We start from the raw sequence: 19,060 nt of genomic DNA, 5'->3' as shown, positions 1-19,060 counted from the left end.
CGGTCAGGCCTCCGTTCCGGTGCTCTCAGCCGGAGCGGCAGCGGCCGGAGCGTCGGCCTTGGGGGCCTCGGCGGCCGGAGCCGACTGCTGCTGCGGCTTGCGACCGCGCCGCTCGCCACCGCGGCCACCACGGGCCGGGCGGTCGGCGCCACCACGGGCCGGGCGGTTGCCCGCACGGGCGGCGGCGTTCTCGGCGCGGACCTCGGCGATGTTCTTGACGTCGCCCTTGTAGATCCAGACCTTCACACCGATGCGGCCGAAGGTCGTCTTGGCCTCGAAGAAGCCGTAGTCCACGTTCGCGCGGAGCGTGTGCAGGGGCACACGGCCCTCGCGGTAGAACTCCGAGCGGGACATCTCGGCGCCACCGAGGCGGCCACCGCACTGGATCTTGATGCCCTTGGCGCCGGCCTTCATCGCCGACTGCATGCTCTTGCGCATGGCACGGCGGAAGGAGACGCGGGAGGAGAGCTGCTCGGCAACGGCCTGGGCCACCAGCTGAGCGTCCGTCTCGGGGTTCTTGACCTCGAGGATGTTCAGCTGGACCTGCTTGCCCGTGAGCTTCTCGAGGTCGCCGCGGATGCGGTCGGCCTCGGCGCCACGGCGGCCGATGACGATGCCCGGACGCGCGGTGTGGATGTCCACGCGGACACGGTCACGGGTGCGCTCGATCTCGACCTTGGAGATGCCGGCGCGCTCCATGCCGGACGTCATCATCCGACGGATGGCGACGTCTTCCTTGACGTAGTCCTTGTACAGCTTGTCGGCGTACCAACGCGACTTGAAGTCGGTCGTGACACCGAGCCGGAACCCGTGCGGGTTTACCTTCTGGCCCATTACCGGGTTCCTTCCTTGCTGCTGACGACCACGGTGATGTGGCTGGTCCGCTTGCGGATCCGGTAGGCACGGCCCTGGGCACGCGGACGGAACCGCTTCAGGGTCGGACCCTCGTCGACGTACGCCTCGGCGATGTAGAGGCTGTCGACGTCGGTGTGGTCGTAGTTGTGCGCGGCGTTGGCGATGGCGCTGTCCAGCACCTTGCCGACCGGCACGCTCGCGGCCTGCGGGGCGAAACGCAGGACCGCCTGAGCCTCCGTGGCATCCATGCCACGGATGAGGTCCACCACACGGCGGGCCTTCATGGGCGTGACGCGGATGTACCGCGCCTGGGCCCTGGCTTCCATGGTTGTCCCTTCAGTGTTTGACACGTTCGTCATGGTCTTTCACCCCGCTGACTAGCGGCGCTTCGACTTCCGATCGTCCTTGACGTGACCCCGGAAGGTGCGCGTCGGCGAGAACTCGCCGAGCTTGTGGCCGACCATCGACTCGGTGACGAACACCGGGATGTGGGTCTTGCCGTTGTGCACCGCGATCGTGTGGCCGAGCATGGCCGGGACGATCATCGAGCGGCGGGACCAGGTCTTGATGACGTTCTTGGTGCCGGCTTCGTTCTGCGAGTCCACCTTCTTGCTCAGGTGGTCGTCGACGAAGGGCCCCTTCTTCAAGCTACGCGGCATCTCAACCCGTCCTTAGCGCTTCTTGTTCGTCTTGCGGCGGCGGACGATGTACTTGTTCGACGCCTTCTTGGGCGAACGAGTACGGCCTTCCTTCTTGCCCCACGGGGACACCGGGTGGCGGCCACCGGAGGTCCGGCCCTCACCACCACCGTGCGGGTGGTCCACCGGGTTCATGACCACACCACGGACGGTCGGGCGGACGCCCAGCCACCGCTTGCGGCCTGCCTTGCCCCAGTTGATGTTGCTCTGCTCGGCGTTGCCGACCTCGCCGACCGTGGCGCGGCAGCGCTGGTCGACCAGGCGGATCTCACCGGAGGGCATGCGGAGGTGGGCCATCGAGCCCTCCTTCGCGAGCAGCTGCACGGAGGCACCGGCGGAACGGGCGAACTTGGCGCCGCCACCGGGACGGAGCTCGATCGCGTGGATCGTGGTACCGACCGGGATGTTGCGCAGCGCCAGGTTGTTGCCCGGCTTGATGTCGGCCCCGGGGCCGTTCTCGACGCGGTCGCCCTGCTGCAGGTTGCGCGGCGCGAGGATGTAGCGCTTCTCGCCGTCGGCGTAGTGCAGCAGCGCGATACGCGCGGTGCGGTTGGGGTCGTACTCGATGTGCGCGACCTTCGCCGGCACGCCGTCCTTGTCGTGACGACGGAAGTCGATCACGCGGAAGGCGCGCTTGTGTCCGCCACCCTGGTGGCGAACGGTCACACGACCGGAATTGTTACGGCCGCCCTTGCTGTGCAGGGGACGGACCAGCGACTTCTCCGGCGTGGACCGCGTGACCTCGACGAAGTCGGCGACGCTGGCGCCACGACGGCCAGGAGTCGTCGGCTTGTACTTGCGGATACCCATTGTCTCTCAGTCCTCGGAAGATTCCGATTATCTGGACGTTCCGGACCGCCGTCAGGCGGTCGGACCGCCGAAGATGTCGATACGGTCGCCCTCGGCAAGGGTCACGATCGCCCGCTTGGTGGCGGCACGCTGACCGAAACCGGTCTTGGTCCGCTTGCGCTTGCCCTGGCGGTTGATCGTGTTGACCCCGGTGACCTTGACCTCGAAGACCGCCTGCACGGCCTGCTTGATCTGGGTCTTGTTGGCGCTCGTGTCGACGATGAACGTGTACTTGTTCTCGTCGAGGAGCGCGTAGCTCTTCTCCGAGACGACCGGCTTGATCAGGACGTCACGGGGGTCCGTGTACGACTTGCTCAGCGGGGTCTCGACGGTGTTCTTGCCCTCGGTGGCGTGGCGACGCGCCTTGGCGACGCGCGCGGCCTTGGCGGCCTTGGCGGCCTTCGAGGCGATAGCGGGGTGACGGATGGCCATCAGACCTCGCTCCCTTCGGTGTCGTTGGCCTGCGGGCCGGCGACGAAGGACTCGAAAGCGGCCTTGGTGAAGACCACGTCGTCCGAGACGAGAACGTCGTACGTGTTCAGCTGGCCCGGCTCCAGGATGTGGACCTGGGGCAGGTTGCGGGCGGACAGCCACGCGGCCTCGTCGGCGCGGTCGACGACCAGGAGCAGGTTCTTGCGCTCCGAGATCTTGCCGAACAGCGTCCGGGCGGCCTTGGTGGAGGCGGTCTCACCCTCGACCACGCCGGAGACGACGTGGATGCGGTTGTGGCGGGCCCGGTCGGTGAGGGCGTGGCGCAGGGCCGCGGCCTTCATCTTCTTCGGGGTCCGCTGGGAGTAGTCGCGCGGCTGCGGGCCGTGGACGACGCCACCACCGGCGAACTGCGGCGCGCGGGTCGAACCCTGACGGGCGCGACCGGTGCCCTTCTGGCGGTACGGCTTCTTGCCACCGCCGCGGACCTCGCCACGGGTCTTGGTCTTGTGCGTGCCCTGACGGGCCGCGGCCAGCTGCGCGACGACGACCTGGTGGATCAGCGGGACGCTGACCTTCTCAACGCCGAAGATCTCCGCGGGGAGCTCGACGGTACCGGCCTTCTCGCCCGCCGGCGAAAGGATGTCAACAGTGCTCATCGGTTACCTCAGGCCCCCTTGGCCGCGGTGCGGACCAGGACGAGGCCGCCGTTCGGACCGGGAACCGCGCCCTTGATGAGCAGCAGACCCTTCTCCGCGTCAACGGCGTGGACGGTCAGGTTCTGGGTGGTGACCCGCTCGTTGCCCATGCGACCCGCCATGCGGAGGCCCTTGAACACACGGCCCGGGGTGGCGCAGCCACCGATGGAACCAGGGGAGCGGTGCTTGCGCTGGGTGCCGTGCCCGGCGCCGAGGCCACGGAAGTTGTGGCGCTTCATGACACCGGCGAAGCCCTTGCCCTTGCTCTTGCCGGTGACGTCGACCTTCACGCCGGCCTCGAACACCTCAGCGGTGATCTGCTGGCCGAGGGTGTACTCGGCGGCGTCCGCGGTGCGGATCTCGACGAGGTGGCGACGGGGGGTGACGTCGGCCTTCGCGAAGTGGCCCTTGAGGGGCTTGTTCACCTTGCGCGGGTCGATCTCGCCGAAGGCGATCTGGACCGACTCGTAGCCGTCGACGTCGTTCGTACGAACCTGGGTGACGACGTTGGGGCCGGCCTTGACGACGGTCACCGGGACGACACGGTTGTTCTCGTCCCAGACCTGCGTCATGCCGAGCTTCTCGCCCAGGATGCCCTTGATCTGCTTGGTCATCTCTCAGATCACCGGCCTCAGAGCTTGATCTCGATGTCGACACCGGCCGGGAGGTCGAGTCGCATCAGAGAGTCAACGGTCTTGGGGGTCGGGTCGAGGATGTCGATCAGGCGCTTGTGCGTGCGCATCTCGAAGTGCTCGCGCGAGTCCTTGTACTTGTGCGGCGACTTGATGACGCAGTACACGTTCTTCTCAGTGGGCAGCGGCACCGGGCCCGCGACCGACGCACCAGTACGGGTCACCGTCTCGACGATCTTCTTCGCCGAGGAGTCGATGACCTCGTGGTCGTAGGCCTTGAGCCGGATGCGGATCTTCTGTCCCGCCATGGCTACTCCGTAGTCCTGTCTCTCTATACGCTCCGGAACCCGGTGTCCCCTCGGCCCTCTCCGACCCACGCGGTCGGGCGTGTCGCGCTCCCGCTGACATGGATGCCCCTTGTTCGAACATCCTTCGGGATTGCACACGGCCCTACCGGTACCGCGAGCCGGGGGCGAAGGCCCACCGGGTGCCTGGTCGGTGTCGCACCCACACTTCCCGGAAGATTCCCGTACGTCCGCCCCAGCGCTGCCGTGAGGCAGTTAGGGCGACGAGTACCGTGGGACTCGCTTCCGGTCCTCCCGGCGGGAGGCGCGCGGCATCAACGCTCGACCGAGCAACTCGGATAGTCTGCCACAGTGGGCGGCAGCCTGGCCAATCGAGCCGGGGATATTACCCCGAGGGTGACGCAGGTCAAACCAGGGGCGGCCCGGCCGGGGTCGGGCGGCGACGGAACACGCGCGCCGGTCATCCCGACGATCATCGCAGCGGCGGTCACCGTCTACGCCAGGCTCCTGTCCCGCCTGGCCACGACACTCGCCACCGCGGCCGACGAGAACCACGAAACCACCTGACAACACACCCCACCAACGCCGACGGCCCCCACAGGGGCCGGGGCGGCTCCGATGCCCGACCCCGCCTCGGCAGCCGACCGCCTCCAACAACCGGGCGACCGACCCAACGCGGCAGCCGACGGCCTTCATTGGCAGGGCAGTCGGCCCACCGCGGCAGACCCCGGCGGCAGCCAGGCACCCTCCGCCAAAGGCCAGTGGCCGGCGACGCCGGCGGCAACGCCGATACCGGAGCCCGCTCGCGGGCCACACGAGCCGGGGATCCGCCGTCCGGCCCCGCCGCAGCAGCCGACCGCCTGCGGCGGATGGGCGGCCGGCCCATGGTGGGCAGGGGCCGGTGGCGATACCGGAGGCCGGTCTCGGGCCACACCGGCCGGGGATCCGGTGCCCGGTGGCAGCCGGACATCTCCCATGGCCGGTGTCGCTTGATTCGGGTGCCGTCCGCCCGGGCGAGCGGAGGTGTCAGATGACGCCCTGGGCGAGCATCGCGTCGGCCACCCGCTCGAAGCCGGCGATGTTCGCGCCGGTCACGTAGTCGCCGGGGGCGCCGTAGCGTTCGGCGGTCTCGTGGCAGGTGGTGTGGATGTCGCTCATGATGAGCGCCAGCTCCCGCTCCACCTGGGTGGCCGTCCACGCCGTACGGGAGTGGTTCTGCGCCATCTCCAGGGCGCTGACCGCGACCCCGCCCGCGTTCGCCGCCTTGCCGGGGCCGAAGGCCACCCCGGCCTGCTGGAACAGGTGCACGGCCTCGGGCGTCGCCGGCATGTTCGCGCCCTCGGACACGGCCTTCACCCCGTTGCGGATGAGCGTCTCCGCGTCCTTCTCGTCCAGCTCGTTCTGCGTCGCCGAAGGCAGCGCGACATCGCCGGGGACCTCCCAGACACGGCCGCCGGGCACGAACCGCGCGGAGGTGCCCCGCCGCTCGGCGTACTCGCTGATCCGGCCGCGCTCGACCTCCTTGATCTGCTTCAGCAGCTCCACGTCGACGCCCTTGTCGTCGACCACGTACCCGCTGGAGTCCGAGCAGGTCAGCGCGTTCGCACCGAGGGCGGTCAGCTTCTCGATGGTGTAGATCGCGACGTTCCCGGAGCCGGAGACGACCGCCGTCTGGCCCTCCAGCTCCTCGCCGCGCTCGCGCAGCATCGCCTCGGCGAAGAGCACGTTGCCGTACCCGGTGGCCTCGGGCCGGATCAGCGAGCCGCCCCAGTTCGCGCCCTTGCCGGTGAGCACACCGGCCTCCCAGCGGTTGGTGATCCGCCGGTACTGGCCGAACAGATAGCCGATCTCACGGGTGCCGACGCCGATGTCACCGGCCGGCACGTCGGTGTGCTCGCCGATGTGCCGGTGCAGCTCCGTCATGAACGACTGGCAGAACCGCATGACCTCGGCGTCGCTCCGCCCGTGCGGGTCGAAGTCGCTGCCGCCCTTGCCGCCGCCGATGCCGAGCCCGGTCAACGCGTTCTTGAAGATCTGCTCGAAGCCGAGGAACTTGATGACGCCCAGATCGACGGAGGGGTGGAAGCGCAGACCGCCCTTGTACGGGCCCAGCGCGCTGTTGAACTCCACCCGGAAACCACGGTTGACGTGCACCCGGCAGTGGTCGTCCTGCCACGGCACCCGGAAGATGATCTGCCGCTCCGGCTCGCACAACCGCTCCACGAGCCCCGCCTCCGCGTACTCCGGCCGAGCCGCGATCACCGGCGCCAGTGTCTCCAGTACCTCGTGCGCGGCCTGGTGGAACTCGGGCTGGGCCGGATTGCGGCGCTCGATCTCGGCGAGCAGGGAGGTGAGCTGGGTCTTGGTGTCGGGTCGGGTCGTCACAGGGTCCCCTTCTGGCACGGCTACTACCGGCGTCGAAGCCGGTGATGAACGCTCGGCGCCGTTGCCGCGCGCAGGAACTCGGCCGACCCGGGAATGGGCATCCGGGAAACGGCCGACCCTTCAGTGTTACCTCTGGATCGATGCACTGGCCAGTGACCCGGCACCTTCAGTCCACGATGTGAGATCAAGATTCCGAAAAATCGGCTGGTACGGCCGTTCCCAGAGGACGCCTACGCCAGGGGCCAGTGGGGCAGGAACTCGACTGCGAGGTACAGGACGACGCCCAGCAGGATGATCCACGGGGCGAGTCCGGTGCCGGTCAGCCCTCGCTCGACCCGGGCCGTGGGACGCAGATCGCCGTGGAGGGCCATGGCACTCAGCGTGTCGGCGGCCCGGCTGCCCCGGTCGGAGCGGGCGACACGGCTCATCCAGGGCGGCGCGAAGAACCCGGCCATGGGCTCCGGCGTACGGCCGAAGAACTCCAACTGCCCGTCGCGCCGCATCTCCACACGCGTGATCGTCGACCACGGCAGGAGCCGCGTGGACCACAGCCGGCGGATGTGTACGCCGTCCCGGTCCGCGGTGACGCGCCACAGCGCGACCCAGCAGCACGGAAAGCCGACGGCCAGCGAAGTCCACAGCGCGTAGAGCAGGGCACCCGGCTGCGGATGCGCCAGGCCCGCCTCGGCCGGATGCTCGGTCAGCGTGACGAACACGGCGCAGATGACCGCACCCGTCACCCTCCCGCGCCACCCGGCACGCCACACCAGCGGCGCCTCCGGCGCCGTCATCATCCCGGCGAGCTCCTCGACCCGGTCCCGGCGCTCCTTGCGCGTCTGCCGCCCCCGCTCCGCCCGGCCCGCTCTCATCCCCACCCCAGCCCCGCCGTCGTATGCCACGGCCAGCTTACCGACCGGTCGGTGCTCCCCCTCGGCCCCGGGCGGTGCCGGGGCGGATGCCCCCGCATCGGCCGGGTGGGCCGTCGCACCGCGGATCGGGGCGACGGGCCGCCCTACACCCGCCGGCTCTCCAGCGGCCCCAAATAGGTCTCCGGCAGGCCGCCCGTGTCGATCAGCAGGCGTTGCAGGACCATCGTCGGGTCGATCGTCCAGAACTTCAGGCGATGCGTTCCGGCGCGGGTGATCGTGTGCCTGGTCGCGGTGCGGTTGACGTTGTCGGACGTGTTGCGGGCCCACGCCGTGTTCATCGTGCCGTCGTCCGCGCCCGTGGCCGCGTTGATGTCCACCGTCTGCGGTGCGGCGTCGTCGAAGGAGACGCCGTAGCGCAGGCCGCCGGTCGGGAGGACCGGGTTCCTCGGCGACACCTCCGCCCACACCGTCACCTCGCCCGCGGAGAGGAGGGTCACCTCGTACTCCAGGCGTGGGGAGTTCGCGGCGCCGGGGGTGCGGCGCGGGGCCGTCACCGGCCAGGGGGTCATGCCCGAGGTGGTGCGGCCGACACCGTCCAGGCGACGCCACTCCCCCACGACGCGGTCGTGGTGCTCCGCGTCGATCGCCACGTAGCCGCCCGCCTCCACGAAGCCCCGCACCAGACGGGGCGAGGTGTTCTCCGCCGTGCAGGCGACCGTCACCGTCGTGCCCGCGCCCGAGATCGTCAGCTTCGCCTCCGCCTTACCGCTCGGCACCCGGCGCCAGTCGACCCGGACCTCCACGCGCACCTGCTGCTCCACCCGGCCCCGGGCACGGTCCACCAGCAGCCACGGGACCGAGGACTCGATCCGGTACTCGAAGGGCGTGCGGCCGCGGTTGAAGAGCTCCACGTACTGCTGCGGGTGGGTCTGGTACGGGCTGAAGGAGGGCAGCCGGGCCGCGGTCGCCGCCCCACCCGGCCACCAGCTCCCCGCGTCCTCCGCGCCGTCCACCGAGACGCCCAGTCCGGCGGCGCGCGGCACCTCGATCCGCCGGACCGCGGGGAAGAGGACGTCCGGGATCGCCACGTTGTCGATCTCCGGCTGCTGCCAGCCCGCGTTGGGGCCGTAGCGTTCCACGTCCCCGTAGTCGATGTGCGGCTGGGTCTGGAAGCCGTTCCACTTGCCTCCGGCCACCTCGTGGTTGAAGCGGCCGGCGAGGGCGAAGTCCCGCTCCAGGCCCGCTTCCGCCTGCGCCGCCAGGTCGTTGGTCGCCGCCCGGCCCTGCCTGGCGTAGAGGAGGTTCGTGAACTCGGCCTGCCGCAGGCCGTAGAGGTTCGCGGTCGCCTCCACCTCGTAGCCGACCAGTTCGAACCAGGCGTCCCGGCTCCGCGCGGGCAGCTTGCGGGCGACGCGGTCGGCCTTGCGGGCCAGGGCCTTCCACTCGTCGGTGACCCGCTCCAGCTCGCGGTGGGCGAAGTAGTACGGGGTCTGCTCGTCGTCGTAGACGACCTCGCCGTCCCGGAGGGTGATCCGGCGGTTGAGCAGTTCGGGCTTGCGGCGGGCCTGGAGGCGGCCGTACTCCGCCAGGACCTCCGCGATCGGCCCGGAGTCCGCCTCGCCGAAGTTCTGGGCGGCGTAGCGGCGTTCCCACTCCCCCAGCCGCTCCTGCGGCCAGCTGTACGGGTTCCAGGCGTAGTTGAGGAAGAACTCCGTCGGCAGCTCGTTGCCCTTCAGGTCGCCGACGTTGGTGACCCACAGGCCGTGGTTGCCGTAGGCGTGGGCCTGGTGGAGCTGGTCCCAGAGGTTGGTGAGGTTCGCCGTGTCGACCCACTTGTAGTTGCGGCCGGCGCCGACGTAGTCGAAGTGGTAGTAGAGGCCGTATCCGCCGGCGCGGGCGCCCTCCGCGGGGTCGGGGTGCTTGCGGATGTTGCCCCAGTTGTCGTCGGTGAGGACGACCGTGACGTCGTCCGGGGCGCGCAGGCCGCGGTCCCAGTAGCGCTGCACCTCCTTGTAGAGGGTCCACACCTGCGGGGTCTCGGCGGCCGGCCTGCCGGTGACCTCCTCGATGATGCGGCGCTGCTCGGCGATGATCTCCTGCATCAGTTCGATGCCGTCGCCGTCGGGCAGGCTGGTGTCGCCGTTGCCCCGCATGCCGAGGGTCACCACGCCCTCGAAGCCCTGGTCCACCATGCGCTGGATGCCGGCCCGCCAGTACGCCTTGATCGCGTCGGCGTTGCGGCGGTACGACCACTCGCCGTTGCCGCCGTAGGGGTCGGTGCCCCCGCCCGCGTGGCGGTTCCACTCCTCGATGCCGCGCATCATGGGCGCCTCGTGGGAGGCGCCCATGACGATGCCGTACTCCGACGCCCGCTTGTGGTTCTCCGGGTCGTCCTCCGCGAAGGCGCGCCCCCACACCGCCGGCCAGAGGTAGTTGCCCTTCAGGCGGAGCAGCAGTTCGAAGACCTTGGCGTAGAAGTCGGCGTTGAAGCCGCCGGGCCGGCCCGGGGCCTTGCCCGGACCGAAGTACGCGGGCGCCCAGGTGCCCAGGGCCGGGTTCTCGTCGTTGATGAAGACGCCGCGGTACTTCACCACCGGGGTGCCCTGCGTGTGGCGGCCCGGCAGGATCCAGACGCGGTTGCGGCGCACCGGGGGCACGTCGTCCCACCAGTACCAGGGCGGGACCCCGATGCCGTACGAGACGTCGTACGCCCCGAAGATCGTGCCGCGCGGGTCGCTGCCCGCGATGACGAGCGCGCGGTCGACGCCGGACATCGGATGGTCGACCACCGCCTGGAGCGAGGTCTCCCAGCGGCCGCCCACCCCGGTGACGTCCAGCTTCCCCGACTTCACCAGGCCGGCGATCAGCGGGCTGCGGCCGATCGTCCCCACCAGCACGGCGTTGCGGGCGATGGTGTGGCCGGGCCGTACGCCCGTGACCCGCTGGATGTCGTCGCGCAGGTCGCCCGCCGCCCGGACGACTCCGGGGTGGTCGTCGGCGCTGACCACGATCGGGGCGCCCACCAGGGAGAACGAGCCCGGCCTCGGCTCACGGGGTGCGAAGGAGACGTATGTCCCCGGATCCGTCACCCGCGGACCGCCGCCCTCGCCCCCGGCCGCCCACGCGGAACCCGACGCCAGAGCACCCGACGACAGCACCGGCACCGCGGCGAGGCTCGCGCCCAGGACGGCTCTTCGGCTGACGTGCGCAGACATGGCACACCCCTCACACACCTGAATTTGGTCAGAGGCATGACAAATGTTGGAGGAGTGGTCTGCGGGGAACCAGGGGTCGTACGCGCCGAATGGTTTCGTAACAGCACCCCCTCCACCGGGCACCCCGCACCCGGCCTCGCGCACTGCCCGGCACCCGCGGCTCCCGCCCCTCGCCCCGGTGCCCGGCACCCAGCAGGCGGCAGGCGCCCTCACACGCGCCCGCGCGCGTGGTACGGACCAACCCCTTGCCCCACCGCCCCGGGCACCGCAAGCTCCCTGCATGGAGCTGGAGTTGCGGCATCTGAAGACGGTCCGGACCATCGCCGAGGCAGGAAGCCTCACCAGGGCGGCGACGGTGCTCGGACTCGCGCAGCCCGCGCTGAGCGCACAGCTCAGGCGCATCGAACGGGCCCTGGGCGGCCAGCTGTTCGAGCGCGGACGGCACGGGGTGCGGGCGACCGCGCTGGGCGAGCTGGTACTGGACCGGGCCCGGCTCGTACTGCCCGCGGTGAGCGAACTCCAGCAGGAGGCGGCCCGGTTCGCGCGGGCCCGGCGGGCCGCGCAGTGGCTGCGGCTGGGCGCCACGCACGGGCCGCTGCTGGGGGCCCTGGTGGATCTGCTGGCCGACGCCGCGCCCGACGCGCAGCTGACCACCCACGCCTCCTGGTCCGAGCGGGAGCTCGCCACCCTGCTCGCCGACGGCCGGCTGGACTTCGCCGTCGCCGGAACGTGCGGCACGGCCGCGCCGCCGGGTGCGGAGAGCCTCGTCTGGCGGGAGATCGCCGTCGACCCCGTGTTCGTGATGCTCCCGGAAGGGCATCCGCTCGCCCACGGACGCGAGGTGGAGCTGGCCGGACTCGCCGACGAGGAGTGGGCCTGCGTGCCCGGCGACGGCTGCTTCGCCGACTGCTTCACGGCGGCCTGCGCCCGCGCCGGGTTCGCTCCGCGCCGGATGTACGAGACGGACACGGCCTCCTGCGTGCACCTGGTGCAGGTGGGCCGGGCGGTGGGGCTGTGCCGGGCCACCTTCCCCACCACCCCCGGCATCACGACCAAGCCGCTGGCCGACACACCCCTGGCCTGGCGGCACCTGCTGGGCTGGCACCCGGCGACCCAGCGGCCGGACACCGCGGCGACCGTGCTGGCCCAGGCGCGCACCGCGCACGCGGGCGCGGCGGCACGCAGCCACAGCTACGCCGACTGGCTCACCACGGCCGGCGGGCGGCCGGACGGGACGGCCTGACCGACCGCCTCGGCACCCCCGGGCGTCCCGGGCGGACTCCCGGGCGGGTCGTTCCATAACGCCGGACAGGGGGTCAACCGACGTCTTACGGCCTGGAGTTGATCCTTCCTACGGTTTCGGCACCCACCGAGACCGAGGAGACCTCCATGCTCCAGTGACACACCAGAGCCGTGTGCGCCGCCATGGCGGCGACCGGCGCCCTGCTCCTGACCGGCCTGAGCGTCACGGCGAGCGCCGGGACGGCCGCGTCCTCCGCCCCGCCACCGCACGGGCCGACGGCCGCACAGACCCTGCGCACCGCCGACACCTCCGCCGCCGTCCTGCACGCCATGCGGCGCGACCTGGGCCTGGACCGGGCGCAGGCCGAGCGGCGGCTGGCGAACGAGGCCGAGGCGGGCGCCACGGCCGGGCGGCTGCGCGGCGCCCTGGGGGCCGACTACGCGGGCGCCTGGGTGCGCGGCGCCGAGTCGGACACGCTGACCGTGGCGACCACCGACGCCGCCGACGTCCCGGCGATCGAGGCCGGGGGCGCACGGGCCGTCGTCGTGGACCGCTCGCTGGCCGCGCTGGACGCCGCCAAGGCCCGCCTGGACCGGGCCGCCCCGCACACGTCCACGCTCGACGCGCCCGTCTGGTACGTCGACGTACCCACCAACACCGTGGTGGTGGAGGCCGTGCGGCCCGCCGCCGCGCGGCACCTGCTGGCCGCCGCGGGCGTCGACGGCGACCTCGTACGGGTGCGGAAGACGGCCGAGCGCCCCCGCCCGGTGTACGACCTGCGGGGCGGCGAGGCGTACTACATCAACGGCAGCAGCCGTTGCTCGATCGGCTTCCCCGTCACCCGCGGCACCCAGCAGGGCTTCGCCACCGCCGGGCACTGCGGCCGGGCCGGCAGCAGCACCACCGGGTCCAACCGGGTGACCCAGGGCACCTTCCAGGCGTCGGTCTTCCCCGGCAACGACATGGCCTGGGTGGCCACCAACTCCAACTGGACGGCGACCCCCTACGTCAACCAGGGCGGCCAGAACGTCCAGGTGACCGGGTCCACGGTGGCGACCGTGGGCTCCTCGGTGTGCCGCTCCGGTTCGACGACCGGCTGGCACTGCGGCACCGTCCAGCAGCTCAACACCAGCGTGACCTACCAGGAGGGCACCGTCTCCGGGGTCACCCGGACCTCGGTGTGCGCGGAGCCCGGCGACTCGGGCGGCTCCTTCATCTCCGGCAGCCAGGCACAGGGCGTCACCTCGGGCGGTACGGGCAACTGCTCGACCGGCGGCACGACGTACTTCCAGCCGGTCAACCCGATCCTGAGCTCCTACGGGCTCACGCTGAGGACGACCACCGGCGGCCCCGGCGAACCGGGCCCGGGCAACCCCGGCGGCACCTGGTCGGCCGGCACCGTCTACCAGGCCGGCGCCACGGTGACCTACGGCGGCGCCACCTACCGCTGCCTCCAGGGCCACCAGGCGCAGCCAGGCTGGGAGCCCCCGAACGCACCGGCGCTGTGGCAGCGCCTGTGACCCCCTGACCGGGGGAACGCGAAAGGGCCCGTACGACAGAAGTCGTACGGGCCCTTGTGGTGCTCGCGATGGAGCTACCAGGTCGGGAGACCCTTCAGTAAGCCGGTGAGCTTACTTCTCGATCTTGGTGACCTGGCCGGCGCCCACGGTACGGCCACCCTCACGGATGGCGAACTTCAGGCCCTCTTCCATGGCGACGGGCTGGATGAGCTCCACCTTCATCTCGGTGTTGTCACCCGGCATGACCATCTCGGTGCCCTCAGGGAGGGTCACCACGCCGGTCACGTCCGTCGTGCGGAAGTAGAACTGCGGACGGTAGTTGTTGAAGAACGGCGTGTGGCGGCCACCCTCGTCCTTGGAGAGGATGTAGGCCTGGGCCTGGAACTCGGTGTGCGGGGTGACCGAGCCCGGCTTGATGATGACCTGGCCGCGCTCGACGTCCTCGCGCTTGATGCCGCGGAGCAGCAGACCGACGTTCTCACCGGCCTGGCCCTCGTCGAGCAGCTTGCGGAACATCTCGATGCCGGTGACCGTGGTGGTGGTCTTCTCCTGCTTGATGCCGATGATGTCGACGGTCTCGTTGACCTTGAGGACACCACGCTCGATGCGGCCGGTGACGACCGTACCGCGACCGGTGATGGTGAAGACGTCCTCGATCGGCATCAGGAACGGCTTGTCGACGTCGCGCTCCGGCTCCGGGATGGCGGTGTCGACGGCGCTCATGAGGTCCAGGACGGACTGGACCCACTTCTCGTCGCCCTCAAGCGCCTTCAGAGCGGAGACACGGACGACCGGGAGGTCGTCACCCGGGAACTCGTACTCGGAGAGGAGCTCGCGGACCTCGAGCTCGACGAGCTCCATGATCTCTTCGTCGTCCACCATGTCGGACTTGTTCAGAGCCACGACGATGTACGGAACGCCGACCTGGCGGGCCAGGAGCACGTGCTCCTTGGTCTGCGGCATCGGGCCGTCGGTCGCGGCGACCACCAGGATCGCGCCGTCCATCTGGGCGGCACCGGTGATCATGTTCTTGATGTAGTCCGCGTGACCGGGGCAGTCGACGTGGGCGTAGTGACGCGCCTCGGTCTGGTACTCGACGTGCGAGATGGAGATCGTGATACCACGCTGGCGCTCTTCGGGCGCCTTGTCGATGTTGTCGAACGGGGTGGCCTCGTTCAGCTCCGGGTACGCGTCGTGCAGCACCTTGGTAATGGCGGCCGTGAGGGTCGTCTTACCGTGGTCGATGTGACCGATGGTGCCGATGTTGACGTGCGGCTTAGTCCGCTCGAACTTCGCCTTCGCCACTGGGTTCCTCCTGTGGAGTGGTTCTGTACGCCTTACTCATCGGCGCCAGGTGATCTTTGCTGGATGGCCCGGATCTCCGGGGCATTCCTCCGGCCGTGCGGCTGATCGCCGCGAATCCGTGGAATGCCCCGAGAGGCTCCGGAGTCAAGACTAAAGGCTGGAACTCGGGTGAGTTACTCGCCCTTGGCCTTCGCGATGATCTCCTCGGCGACGTTCCGCGGAACCTCGGCGTAGGAGTCGAACTGCATCGAGTAGCTTGCGCGACCCGACGTCTTGCTGCGGAGGTCGCCGACGTAGCCGAACATCTCCGAGAGGGGCACGAGGCCCTTCACGACACGGGCACCCGCCCGCTCCTCCATGGCCTGGATCTGGCCACGGCGGGAGTTGATGTCGCCGATGACCTCGCCCATGTAGTCCTCGGGCGTGGTGACCTCAACGGCCATCATCGGCTCGAGCAGCACAGGACCGGCCTTGCGCGCGGCCTCCTTGAAGGCCTGCGAACCGGCGATCTTGAACGCGAGCTCGGAGGAGTCGACCTCGTGGTAGCCACCGTCGAGAAGCGTGACGCGGACGCCCGTCATCTCGTAGCCGGCGAGGATGCCGAACTGCATGGCCTCCTGCGCACCGGCGTCCACCGAAGGGATGTACTCCTTCGGGACGCGGCCACCGGTGACCTTGTTCACGAACTCGTACGAGGTGTCGCCACCCTCGAGCGGCTCGATCGCGATCTGCACCTTGGCGAACTGACCGGTACCACCGGTCTGCTTCTTGTGGGTGTAGTCCACGCGCTCGACGGCCTTGCGGATCGTCTCGCGGTACGCGACCTGCGGCTTGCCGACGTTGGCCTCGACCTTGAACTCACGGCGCATACGGTCGACCAGCACCTCGAGGTGCAGCTCGCCCATACCGCCGATGATGGTCTGGCCGGTCTCCTCGTCCGAGTGGACCTGGAAGGACGGGTCCTCCTCGGCCAGGCGCTGGATCGCGACGCCCAGCTTCTCCTGGTCGCCCTTCGACTTGGGCTCGATGGCGACCTGGATGACCGGCGCCGGGAAGTCCATGGACTCCAGGATGACCGGGGCCTTGTCGTCGCTCAGCGTCTCACCGGTGGTGGTCTGCTTCAGACCCATGACGGCGACGATGTCGCCGGCGCCCACCGACGGGATCTCCTCACGCTTGTTGGCGTGCATGCGGTAGATCTTGCCGATGCGCTCCTTCTTGCCCTTGACGGAGTTCAGCACCTGCGTGCCGGACTCCAGGCGGCCCGAGTAGACCCGGACGAAGGTGAGCTTGCCGAGGTGCGGGTCGCTCATGATCTTGAACGCGAGCGCGGCCAGCGGCTCGTCCTCGGACGGCTTGCGCTTGATGACCTCTTCCGCGTTGCCCACGGCGTGGCCCTCGATGGCCTCGACGTCGAGCGGCGTGGGGAGGTAGCGCACGACCGCGTCGAGCAGGGGCTGAACGCCCTTGTTCTTGAACGCGGTGCCACAGAACACCGGGGTGATCGTGGTCTCGGTGGCCTTGCCGGACGCGATGGTGATACGACGGATCGCGGCGTGCAGCTGCTCCTCGGTGGGCTCGTTGCCCTCCAGGTACAGCTCCATGATCTCTTCGTCGTTCTCCGCGACGGCCTCGACCAGCTTGCCGTGCCACTCCTCGGCGGCCTCGGTGTGCGTGGTCGGGATGTCGACGACGTCGTACATCTCGCCCTTGGCGGCCTCGGCGGACCACACGAGCGCCTTCATGCGGACCAGGTCCACAACGCCCTTGAAGTCGGCCTCGGCACCGATCGGCAGCTGCATGACCAGCGGCTGCGCGCCCAGGCGGTCCTTGATCATGTCGACGCAGCGGTGGAACTCCGCACCGGTGCGGTCGAGCTTGTTCACGAAGCAGATGCGCGGAACGCCGTAGCGGTCCGCCTGACGCCACACCGTCTCGGACTGGGGCTCGACACCGGCGACGCCGTCGAACACCGTCACGGCACCGTCGAGCACACGCAGGGAGCGCTCCACCTCGACGGTGAAGTCGACGTGACCCGGCGTGTCGATGATGTTGATCGTGTGGTCGACGTTGTCCAGCGGCCAGTGACAGGTGGTGGCAGCAGAGGTGATCGTGATGCCACGCTCCTGCTCCTGCTCCATCCAGTCCATCGTGGCGGAACCCTCGTGGGTCTCACCGATCTTGTAGGACACACCGGTGTAGAACAGGATCCGCTCGGTGGTGGTCGTCTTGCCCGCGTCGATGTGGGCCATGATCCCGATGTTGCGGACATGGGCCAGGTCAAGTGAAGTGGTAGCCATAAGGCTTCAGTCTTCTCTCGGTTCTCGATGGGGTAGCGACTACCAGCGGTAGTGCGCGAAGGCCTTGTTGGACTCGGCCATCTTGTGCGTGTCCTCGCGCTTCTTCACAGCGGCACCGAGGCCGTTGGAGGCGTCGAGGAGCTCGTTGAGCAGACGCTCGGTCATGGTCTTCTCGCGACGGGCGCGGGAGTAACCGACCAGCCAGCGCAGCGCCAGGGTGTTGGCGCGACCGGGCTTGACCTCGATCGGCACCTGGTAGGTGGCGCCACCGACACGGCGGGACTTGACCTCGAGGGTCGGCTTGATGTTCTCGAGAGCGCGCTTCAGCGTGATGATCGGGTCGTTGCCGGTCTTCTCGCGCAGACCCTCCATGGCGCCGTAGACGATGCGCTCGGCGGTGGAGCGCTTGCCGTTCAGCAGCACCTTGTTGATCAGGGAGGTCACCAGAGGAGAGCCGTAGACCGGGTCGATGATGACCGGGCGCTTCGGGGCGGGGCCCTTACGAGGCATTCTTACTTCTCCTTCTTGGCGCCGTAACGGCTGCGAGCCTGCTTGCGGTTCTTGACACCCTGGGTGTCGAGCGAACCGCGGATGATCTTGTAGCGAACACCCGGCAGGTCCTTCACACGGCCGCCGCGCACGAGCACGATCGAGTGCTCCTGCAGGTTGTGTCCCTCACCCGGAATGTAAGCCGTGACCTCGATACCGCTGGTCAGACGCACACGCGCGACCTTACGGAGGGCCGAGTTCGGCTTCTTCGGGGTGGTCGTGAACACACGCGTGCAGACGCCACGGCGCTGGGGCGAACCCTCGAGTGCGGGCGTCTTGTTCTTTTCGACCTTGTCCTGCCGGCCCTTGCGGACCAGCTGCTGGATCGTAGGCACTACTTCTCCGGTTTCTGTGTGCCGATGGGTACAGCTAACCTGGAACATCGCCGACCCACGCGGTCGGGTGTGTCGAATCCCGCGGACTCCCACCGCAAGGCAGAAAGAGGCGCAGATCACGGTGGCCGTTCAACGGCTCCCGGTGCGGTTTCAAGGCACGCACGAAAGCCAGGGCACACCCCAGGCACAAGGTCTGAGCGTACCTACCTCATTCGCTGCGGTCAAAACAAATGCGCCCCGCCCGCCGCGTCCCTCGGGGCTTGTCAAGCCCCGGCCCCGCGGGCGATCTTCGAATCCACGGAACGTGATCTTCGGACACCGGAATCCGCCCACGTCATCCCGACCCCGCGATCCCGGCCACGACGAGCACGGTCAGGAACACCGCCCAGCCCGCGACGGACAGCCAGCCCAGGACGAGCCCGGCCAGCGCGAGGCCGTCACCGCCCTCCCCGTTGCGGCGCATCTCCCCGCGGGCGGCGTGTCCCAGGACCACCGCGGGCAGGCCCGTCAGGCCGCCCGTCATCAGCGTGAGCACACCGCAGATCAGGGAGCCGACCGCCTTGCCGTTGGTGCGCGGCGGGACCGCCGCCGGCAGGAACGTGGGCGGCACGACCGGAGCCGCCGAGGTGAGCGGCACCGGACCCTGCGGCAGGTCCGCCACCAGAAGCGCCAGCTCCCCGACCGTACGCGCCTGGCACGCCCGTGCGACGCGCTGGTCGAGTTCCCGCTCGTCCAGGCGGCCCTCGCTGAAGCCCGCCCTGAGCACGTCCACGGCCCGCTCGCGGTCGGCGTGGGACGCGAGCATCGAAGGGCCGCCCTGGCCCTGCCACGGCTGCGGTGCCCCCTGTCCCCGCTGCCAGGGCTGCATGGGCT

At 69.8% G+C, this 19,060-nt stretch carries 19 protein-coding genes; 3 read left to right on the top strand and 16 right to left on the bottom strand.

All coding sequences use genetic code 11. The annotated features are described in order from the left end of the window. Positions 1–3: 3 nt before the first annotated feature. Genes rpsC through rpsJ form a run of 8 tightly spaced genes read right to left on the bottom strand, consistent with a single transcriptional unit; the run spans position 4 to position 4,469 of the window. A complete protein-coding gene (gene rpsC / locus ABZ818_RS32075) occupies positions 4–834 on the bottom strand; it encodes a 30S ribosomal protein S3 (RefSeq protein ID WP_100569745.1) in 831 nt (276 codons plus the stop codon). Next, on the bottom strand, positions 834–1,181 hold the full coding sequence (gene rplV / locus ABZ818_RS32070) for a 50S ribosomal protein L22 (protein ID WP_030936396.1): 348 nt from the start codon (positions 1,179–1,181) through the stop codon (positions 834–836). Before rplV ends, rpsC begins: the two co-directional genes overlap by 1 nt. Before the next feature lie 51 nt (positions 1,182–1,232). Then, on the bottom strand, positions 1,233–1,514 hold the full coding sequence (gene rpsS / locus ABZ818_RS32065) for a 30S ribosomal protein S19 (RefSeq protein WP_358733872.1): 282 nt from the start codon (positions 1,512–1,514) through the stop codon (positions 1,233–1,235). Between the two features lie 12 nt (positions 1,515–1,526). Beyond that, positions 1,527–2,363 carry a 50S ribosomal protein L2 gene (gene rplB, locus ABZ818_RS32060; protein WP_361422405.1) on the bottom strand — a complete coding sequence of 279 codons (837 nt, stop codon included), beginning with the start codon at positions 2,361–2,363 and terminating at the stop codon, positions 1,527–1,529. Between the two features lie 51 nt (positions 2,364–2,414). After that, entirely contained in the window at positions 2,415–2,834 is a 420-nt protein-coding gene (gene rplW, locus ABZ818_RS32055) for a 50S ribosomal protein L23 (RefSeq protein WP_361422402.1), read from the bottom strand. Beyond that, on the bottom strand, positions 2,834–3,490 hold the full coding sequence (rplD, locus tag ABZ818_RS32050; RefSeq protein WP_225077992.1) for a 50S ribosomal protein L4: 657 nt from the start codon (positions 3,488–3,490) through the stop codon (positions 2,834–2,836). The genes rplW and rplD overlap by 1 nt, the downstream gene beginning before the upstream one ends. An 8-nt stretch (positions 3,491–3,498) precedes the next feature. Then, complete coding sequence (gene rplC / locus ABZ818_RS32045; RefSeq protein WP_100569740.1) at positions 3,499–4,143, bottom strand: 50S ribosomal protein L3; 645 nt, start codon at positions 4,141–4,143, stop codon at positions 3,499–3,501. Positions 4,144–4,160: 17 nt separating this feature from the next. Further along, entirely contained in the window at positions 4,161–4,469 is a 309-nt protein-coding gene (gene rpsJ / locus ABZ818_RS32040) for a 30S ribosomal protein S10 (protein WP_003948644.1), read from the bottom strand. 393 nt (positions 4,470–4,862) lie between these two features. Here rpsJ and ABZ818_RS32035 point away from each other — a divergent pair, with 393 nt between their 5' ends. Beyond that, positions 4,863–5,033, top strand: coding sequence for a hypothetical protein (locus ABZ818_RS32035; RefSeq protein ID WP_361422398.1), 171 nt, complete (start codon positions 4,863–4,865; stop codon positions 5,031–5,033). A 459-nt stretch (positions 5,034–5,492) separates the two neighbouring features. Here the strand turns inward: ABZ818_RS32035 and gdhA are convergent, their stop codons facing one another. The 3 genes from gdhA to ABZ818_RS32020 form a co-directional block, all read right to left on the bottom strand. Continuing rightward, positions 5,493–6,851 (bottom strand): NADP-specific glutamate dehydrogenase, encoded by a 1,359-nt coding sequence (gene gdhA, locus ABZ818_RS32030; RefSeq protein WP_361422395.1) that lies wholly within the window; start codon positions 6,849–6,851, stop codon positions 5,493–5,495. Between the two features lie 230 nt (positions 6,852–7,081). Next, positions 7,082–7,720, bottom strand: a complete 639-nt coding sequence (locus tag ABZ818_RS32025) for a PH domain-containing protein (RefSeq protein ID WP_361422392.1) — start codon at positions 7,718–7,720, stop codon at positions 7,082–7,084. 143 nt (positions 7,721–7,863) lie between these two features. Further along, positions 7,864–10,935, bottom strand: coding sequence for a glycosyl hydrolase 115 family protein (locus ABZ818_RS32020; protein WP_361422389.1), 3,072 nt, complete (start codon positions 10,933–10,935; stop codon positions 7,864–7,866). 280 nt (positions 10,936–11,215) lie between these two features. On the opposite strand from ABZ818_RS32020, the gene ABZ818_RS32015 reads away from it, so the two are divergent. Together ABZ818_RS32015 and ABZ818_RS32010 are read left to right on the top strand one after the other, a co-directional pair. Then, on the top strand, positions 11,216–12,178 hold the full coding sequence (locus ABZ818_RS32015) for a LysR family transcriptional regulator (RefSeq protein WP_361422386.1): 963 nt from the start codon (positions 11,216–11,218) through the stop codon (positions 12,176–12,178). Positions 12,179–12,360: 182 nt separating this feature from the next. After that, entirely contained in the window at positions 12,361–13,698 is a 1,338-nt protein-coding gene (locus tag ABZ818_RS32010; protein WP_361422435.1) for an alpha-lytic protease prodomain-containing protein, read from the top strand. A gap of 111 nt (positions 13,699–13,809) precedes the next feature. On the opposite strand, the gene tuf is transcribed toward ABZ818_RS32010, so the two are convergent. From tuf to ABZ818_RS31985, 5 genes are all read right to left on the bottom strand, one after another. After that, entirely contained in the window at positions 13,810–15,003 is a 1,194-nt protein-coding gene (gene tuf, locus ABZ818_RS32005; RefSeq protein WP_361422383.1) for an elongation factor Tu, read from the bottom strand. Positions 15,004–15,176: 173 nt separating this feature from the next. Continuing rightward, on the bottom strand, positions 15,177–17,303 hold the full coding sequence (gene fusA, locus ABZ818_RS32000) for an elongation factor G (RefSeq protein ID WP_361422380.1): 2,127 nt from the start codon (positions 17,301–17,303) through the stop codon (positions 15,177–15,179). 39 nt (positions 17,304–17,342) lie between these two features. After that, the gene (rpsG, locus tag ABZ818_RS31995; RefSeq protein ID WP_003992340.1) at positions 17,343–17,813 is read right to left on the bottom strand and encodes a 30S ribosomal protein S7; all 471 of its coding nucleotides are present in this window, start codon (positions 17,811–17,813) and stop codon (positions 17,343–17,345) included. A 2-nt stretch (positions 17,814–17,815) separates the two neighbouring features. Continuing rightward, positions 17,816–18,187 (bottom strand): 30S ribosomal protein S12, encoded by a 372-nt coding sequence (rpsL, locus tag ABZ818_RS31990; protein ID WP_003948652.1) that lies wholly within the window; start codon positions 18,185–18,187, stop codon positions 17,816–17,818. Positions 18,188–18,521: 334 nt separating this feature from the next. Continuing rightward, the gene (locus ABZ818_RS31985; RefSeq protein ID WP_361422377.1) at positions 18,522–19,055 is read right to left on the bottom strand and encodes a DUF1707 and DUF4190 domain-containing protein; all 534 of its coding nucleotides are present in this window, start codon (positions 19,053–19,055) and stop codon (positions 18,522–18,524) included. Positions 19,056–19,060: the final 5 nt, after the last annotated feature.

This window comes from Streptomyces sp. NPDC047453 (genome assembly GCF_040643155.1).
GTDB lineage: Bacteria > Actinomycetota > Actinomycetes > Streptomycetales > Streptomycetaceae > Streptomyces.
Note: the sequence above shows the minus strand (reverse complement) of the source record. Positions and strands in the feature narration are given on the sequence as shown.

Bases quoted from the DNA above. Each gene is read 5' to 3' on its own strand.
- rpsC (WP_100569745.1), bottom strand. From the start codon at position 834: ATGGGCCAGAAGGTAAACCCGCACGGGTTCCGGCTCGGTGTCACGACC.
- rplV (WP_030936396.1), bottom strand. From the start codon at position 1,181: ATGGAAGCCAGGGCCCAGGCGCGGTACATCCGCGTCACGCCCATGAAG.
- rpsS (WP_358733872.1), bottom strand. From the start codon at position 1,514: ATGCCGCGTAGCTTGAAGAAGGGGCCCTTCGTCGACGACCACCTGAGC.
- rplB (WP_361422405.1), bottom strand. From the start codon at position 2,363: ATGGGTATCCGCAAGTACAAGCCGACGACTCCTGGCCGTCGTGGCGCC.
- rplW (WP_361422402.1), bottom strand. From the start codon at position 2,834: ATGGCCATCCGTCACCCCGCTATCGCCTCGAAGGCCGCCAAGGCCGCC.
- rplD (WP_225077992.1), bottom strand. From the start codon at position 3,490: ATGAGCACTGTTGACATCCTTTCGCCGGCGGGCGAGAAGGCCGGTACC.
- rplC (WP_100569740.1), bottom strand. From the start codon at position 4,143: ATGACCAAGCAGATCAAGGGCATCCTGGGCGAGAAGCTCGGCATGACG.
- rpsJ (WP_003948644.1), bottom strand. From the start codon at position 4,469: ATGGCGGGACAGAAGATCCGCATCCGGCTCAAGGCCTACGACCACGAG.
- ABZ818_RS32025 (WP_361422392.1), bottom strand. From the start codon at position 7,720: ATGAGAGCGGGCCGGGCGGAGCGGGGGCGGCAGACGCGCAAGGAGCGC.
- ABZ818_RS32020 (WP_361422389.1), bottom strand. From the start codon at position 10,935: ATGTCTGCGCACGTCAGCCGAAGAGCCGTCCTGGGCGCGAGCCTCGCC.
- ABZ818_RS32015 (WP_361422386.1), top strand. From the start codon at position 11,216: ATGGAGCTGGAGTTGCGGCATCTGAAGACGGTCCGGACCATCGCCGAG.
- ABZ818_RS32010 (WP_361422435.1), top strand. From the start codon at position 12,361: ATGGCGGCGACCGGCGCCCTGCTCCTGACCGGCCTGAGCGTCACGGCG.
- fusA (WP_361422380.1), bottom strand. From the start codon at position 17,303: ATGGCTACCACTTCACTTGACCTGGCCCATGTCCGCAACATCGGGATC.
- rpsG (WP_003992340.1), bottom strand. From the start codon at position 17,813: ATGCCTCGTAAGGGCCCCGCCCCGAAGCGCCCGGTCATCATCGACCCG.
- ABZ818_RS31985 (WP_361422377.1), bottom strand. From the start codon at position 19,055: ATGCAGCCCTGGCAGCGGGGACAGGGGGCACCGCAGCCGTGGCAGGGC.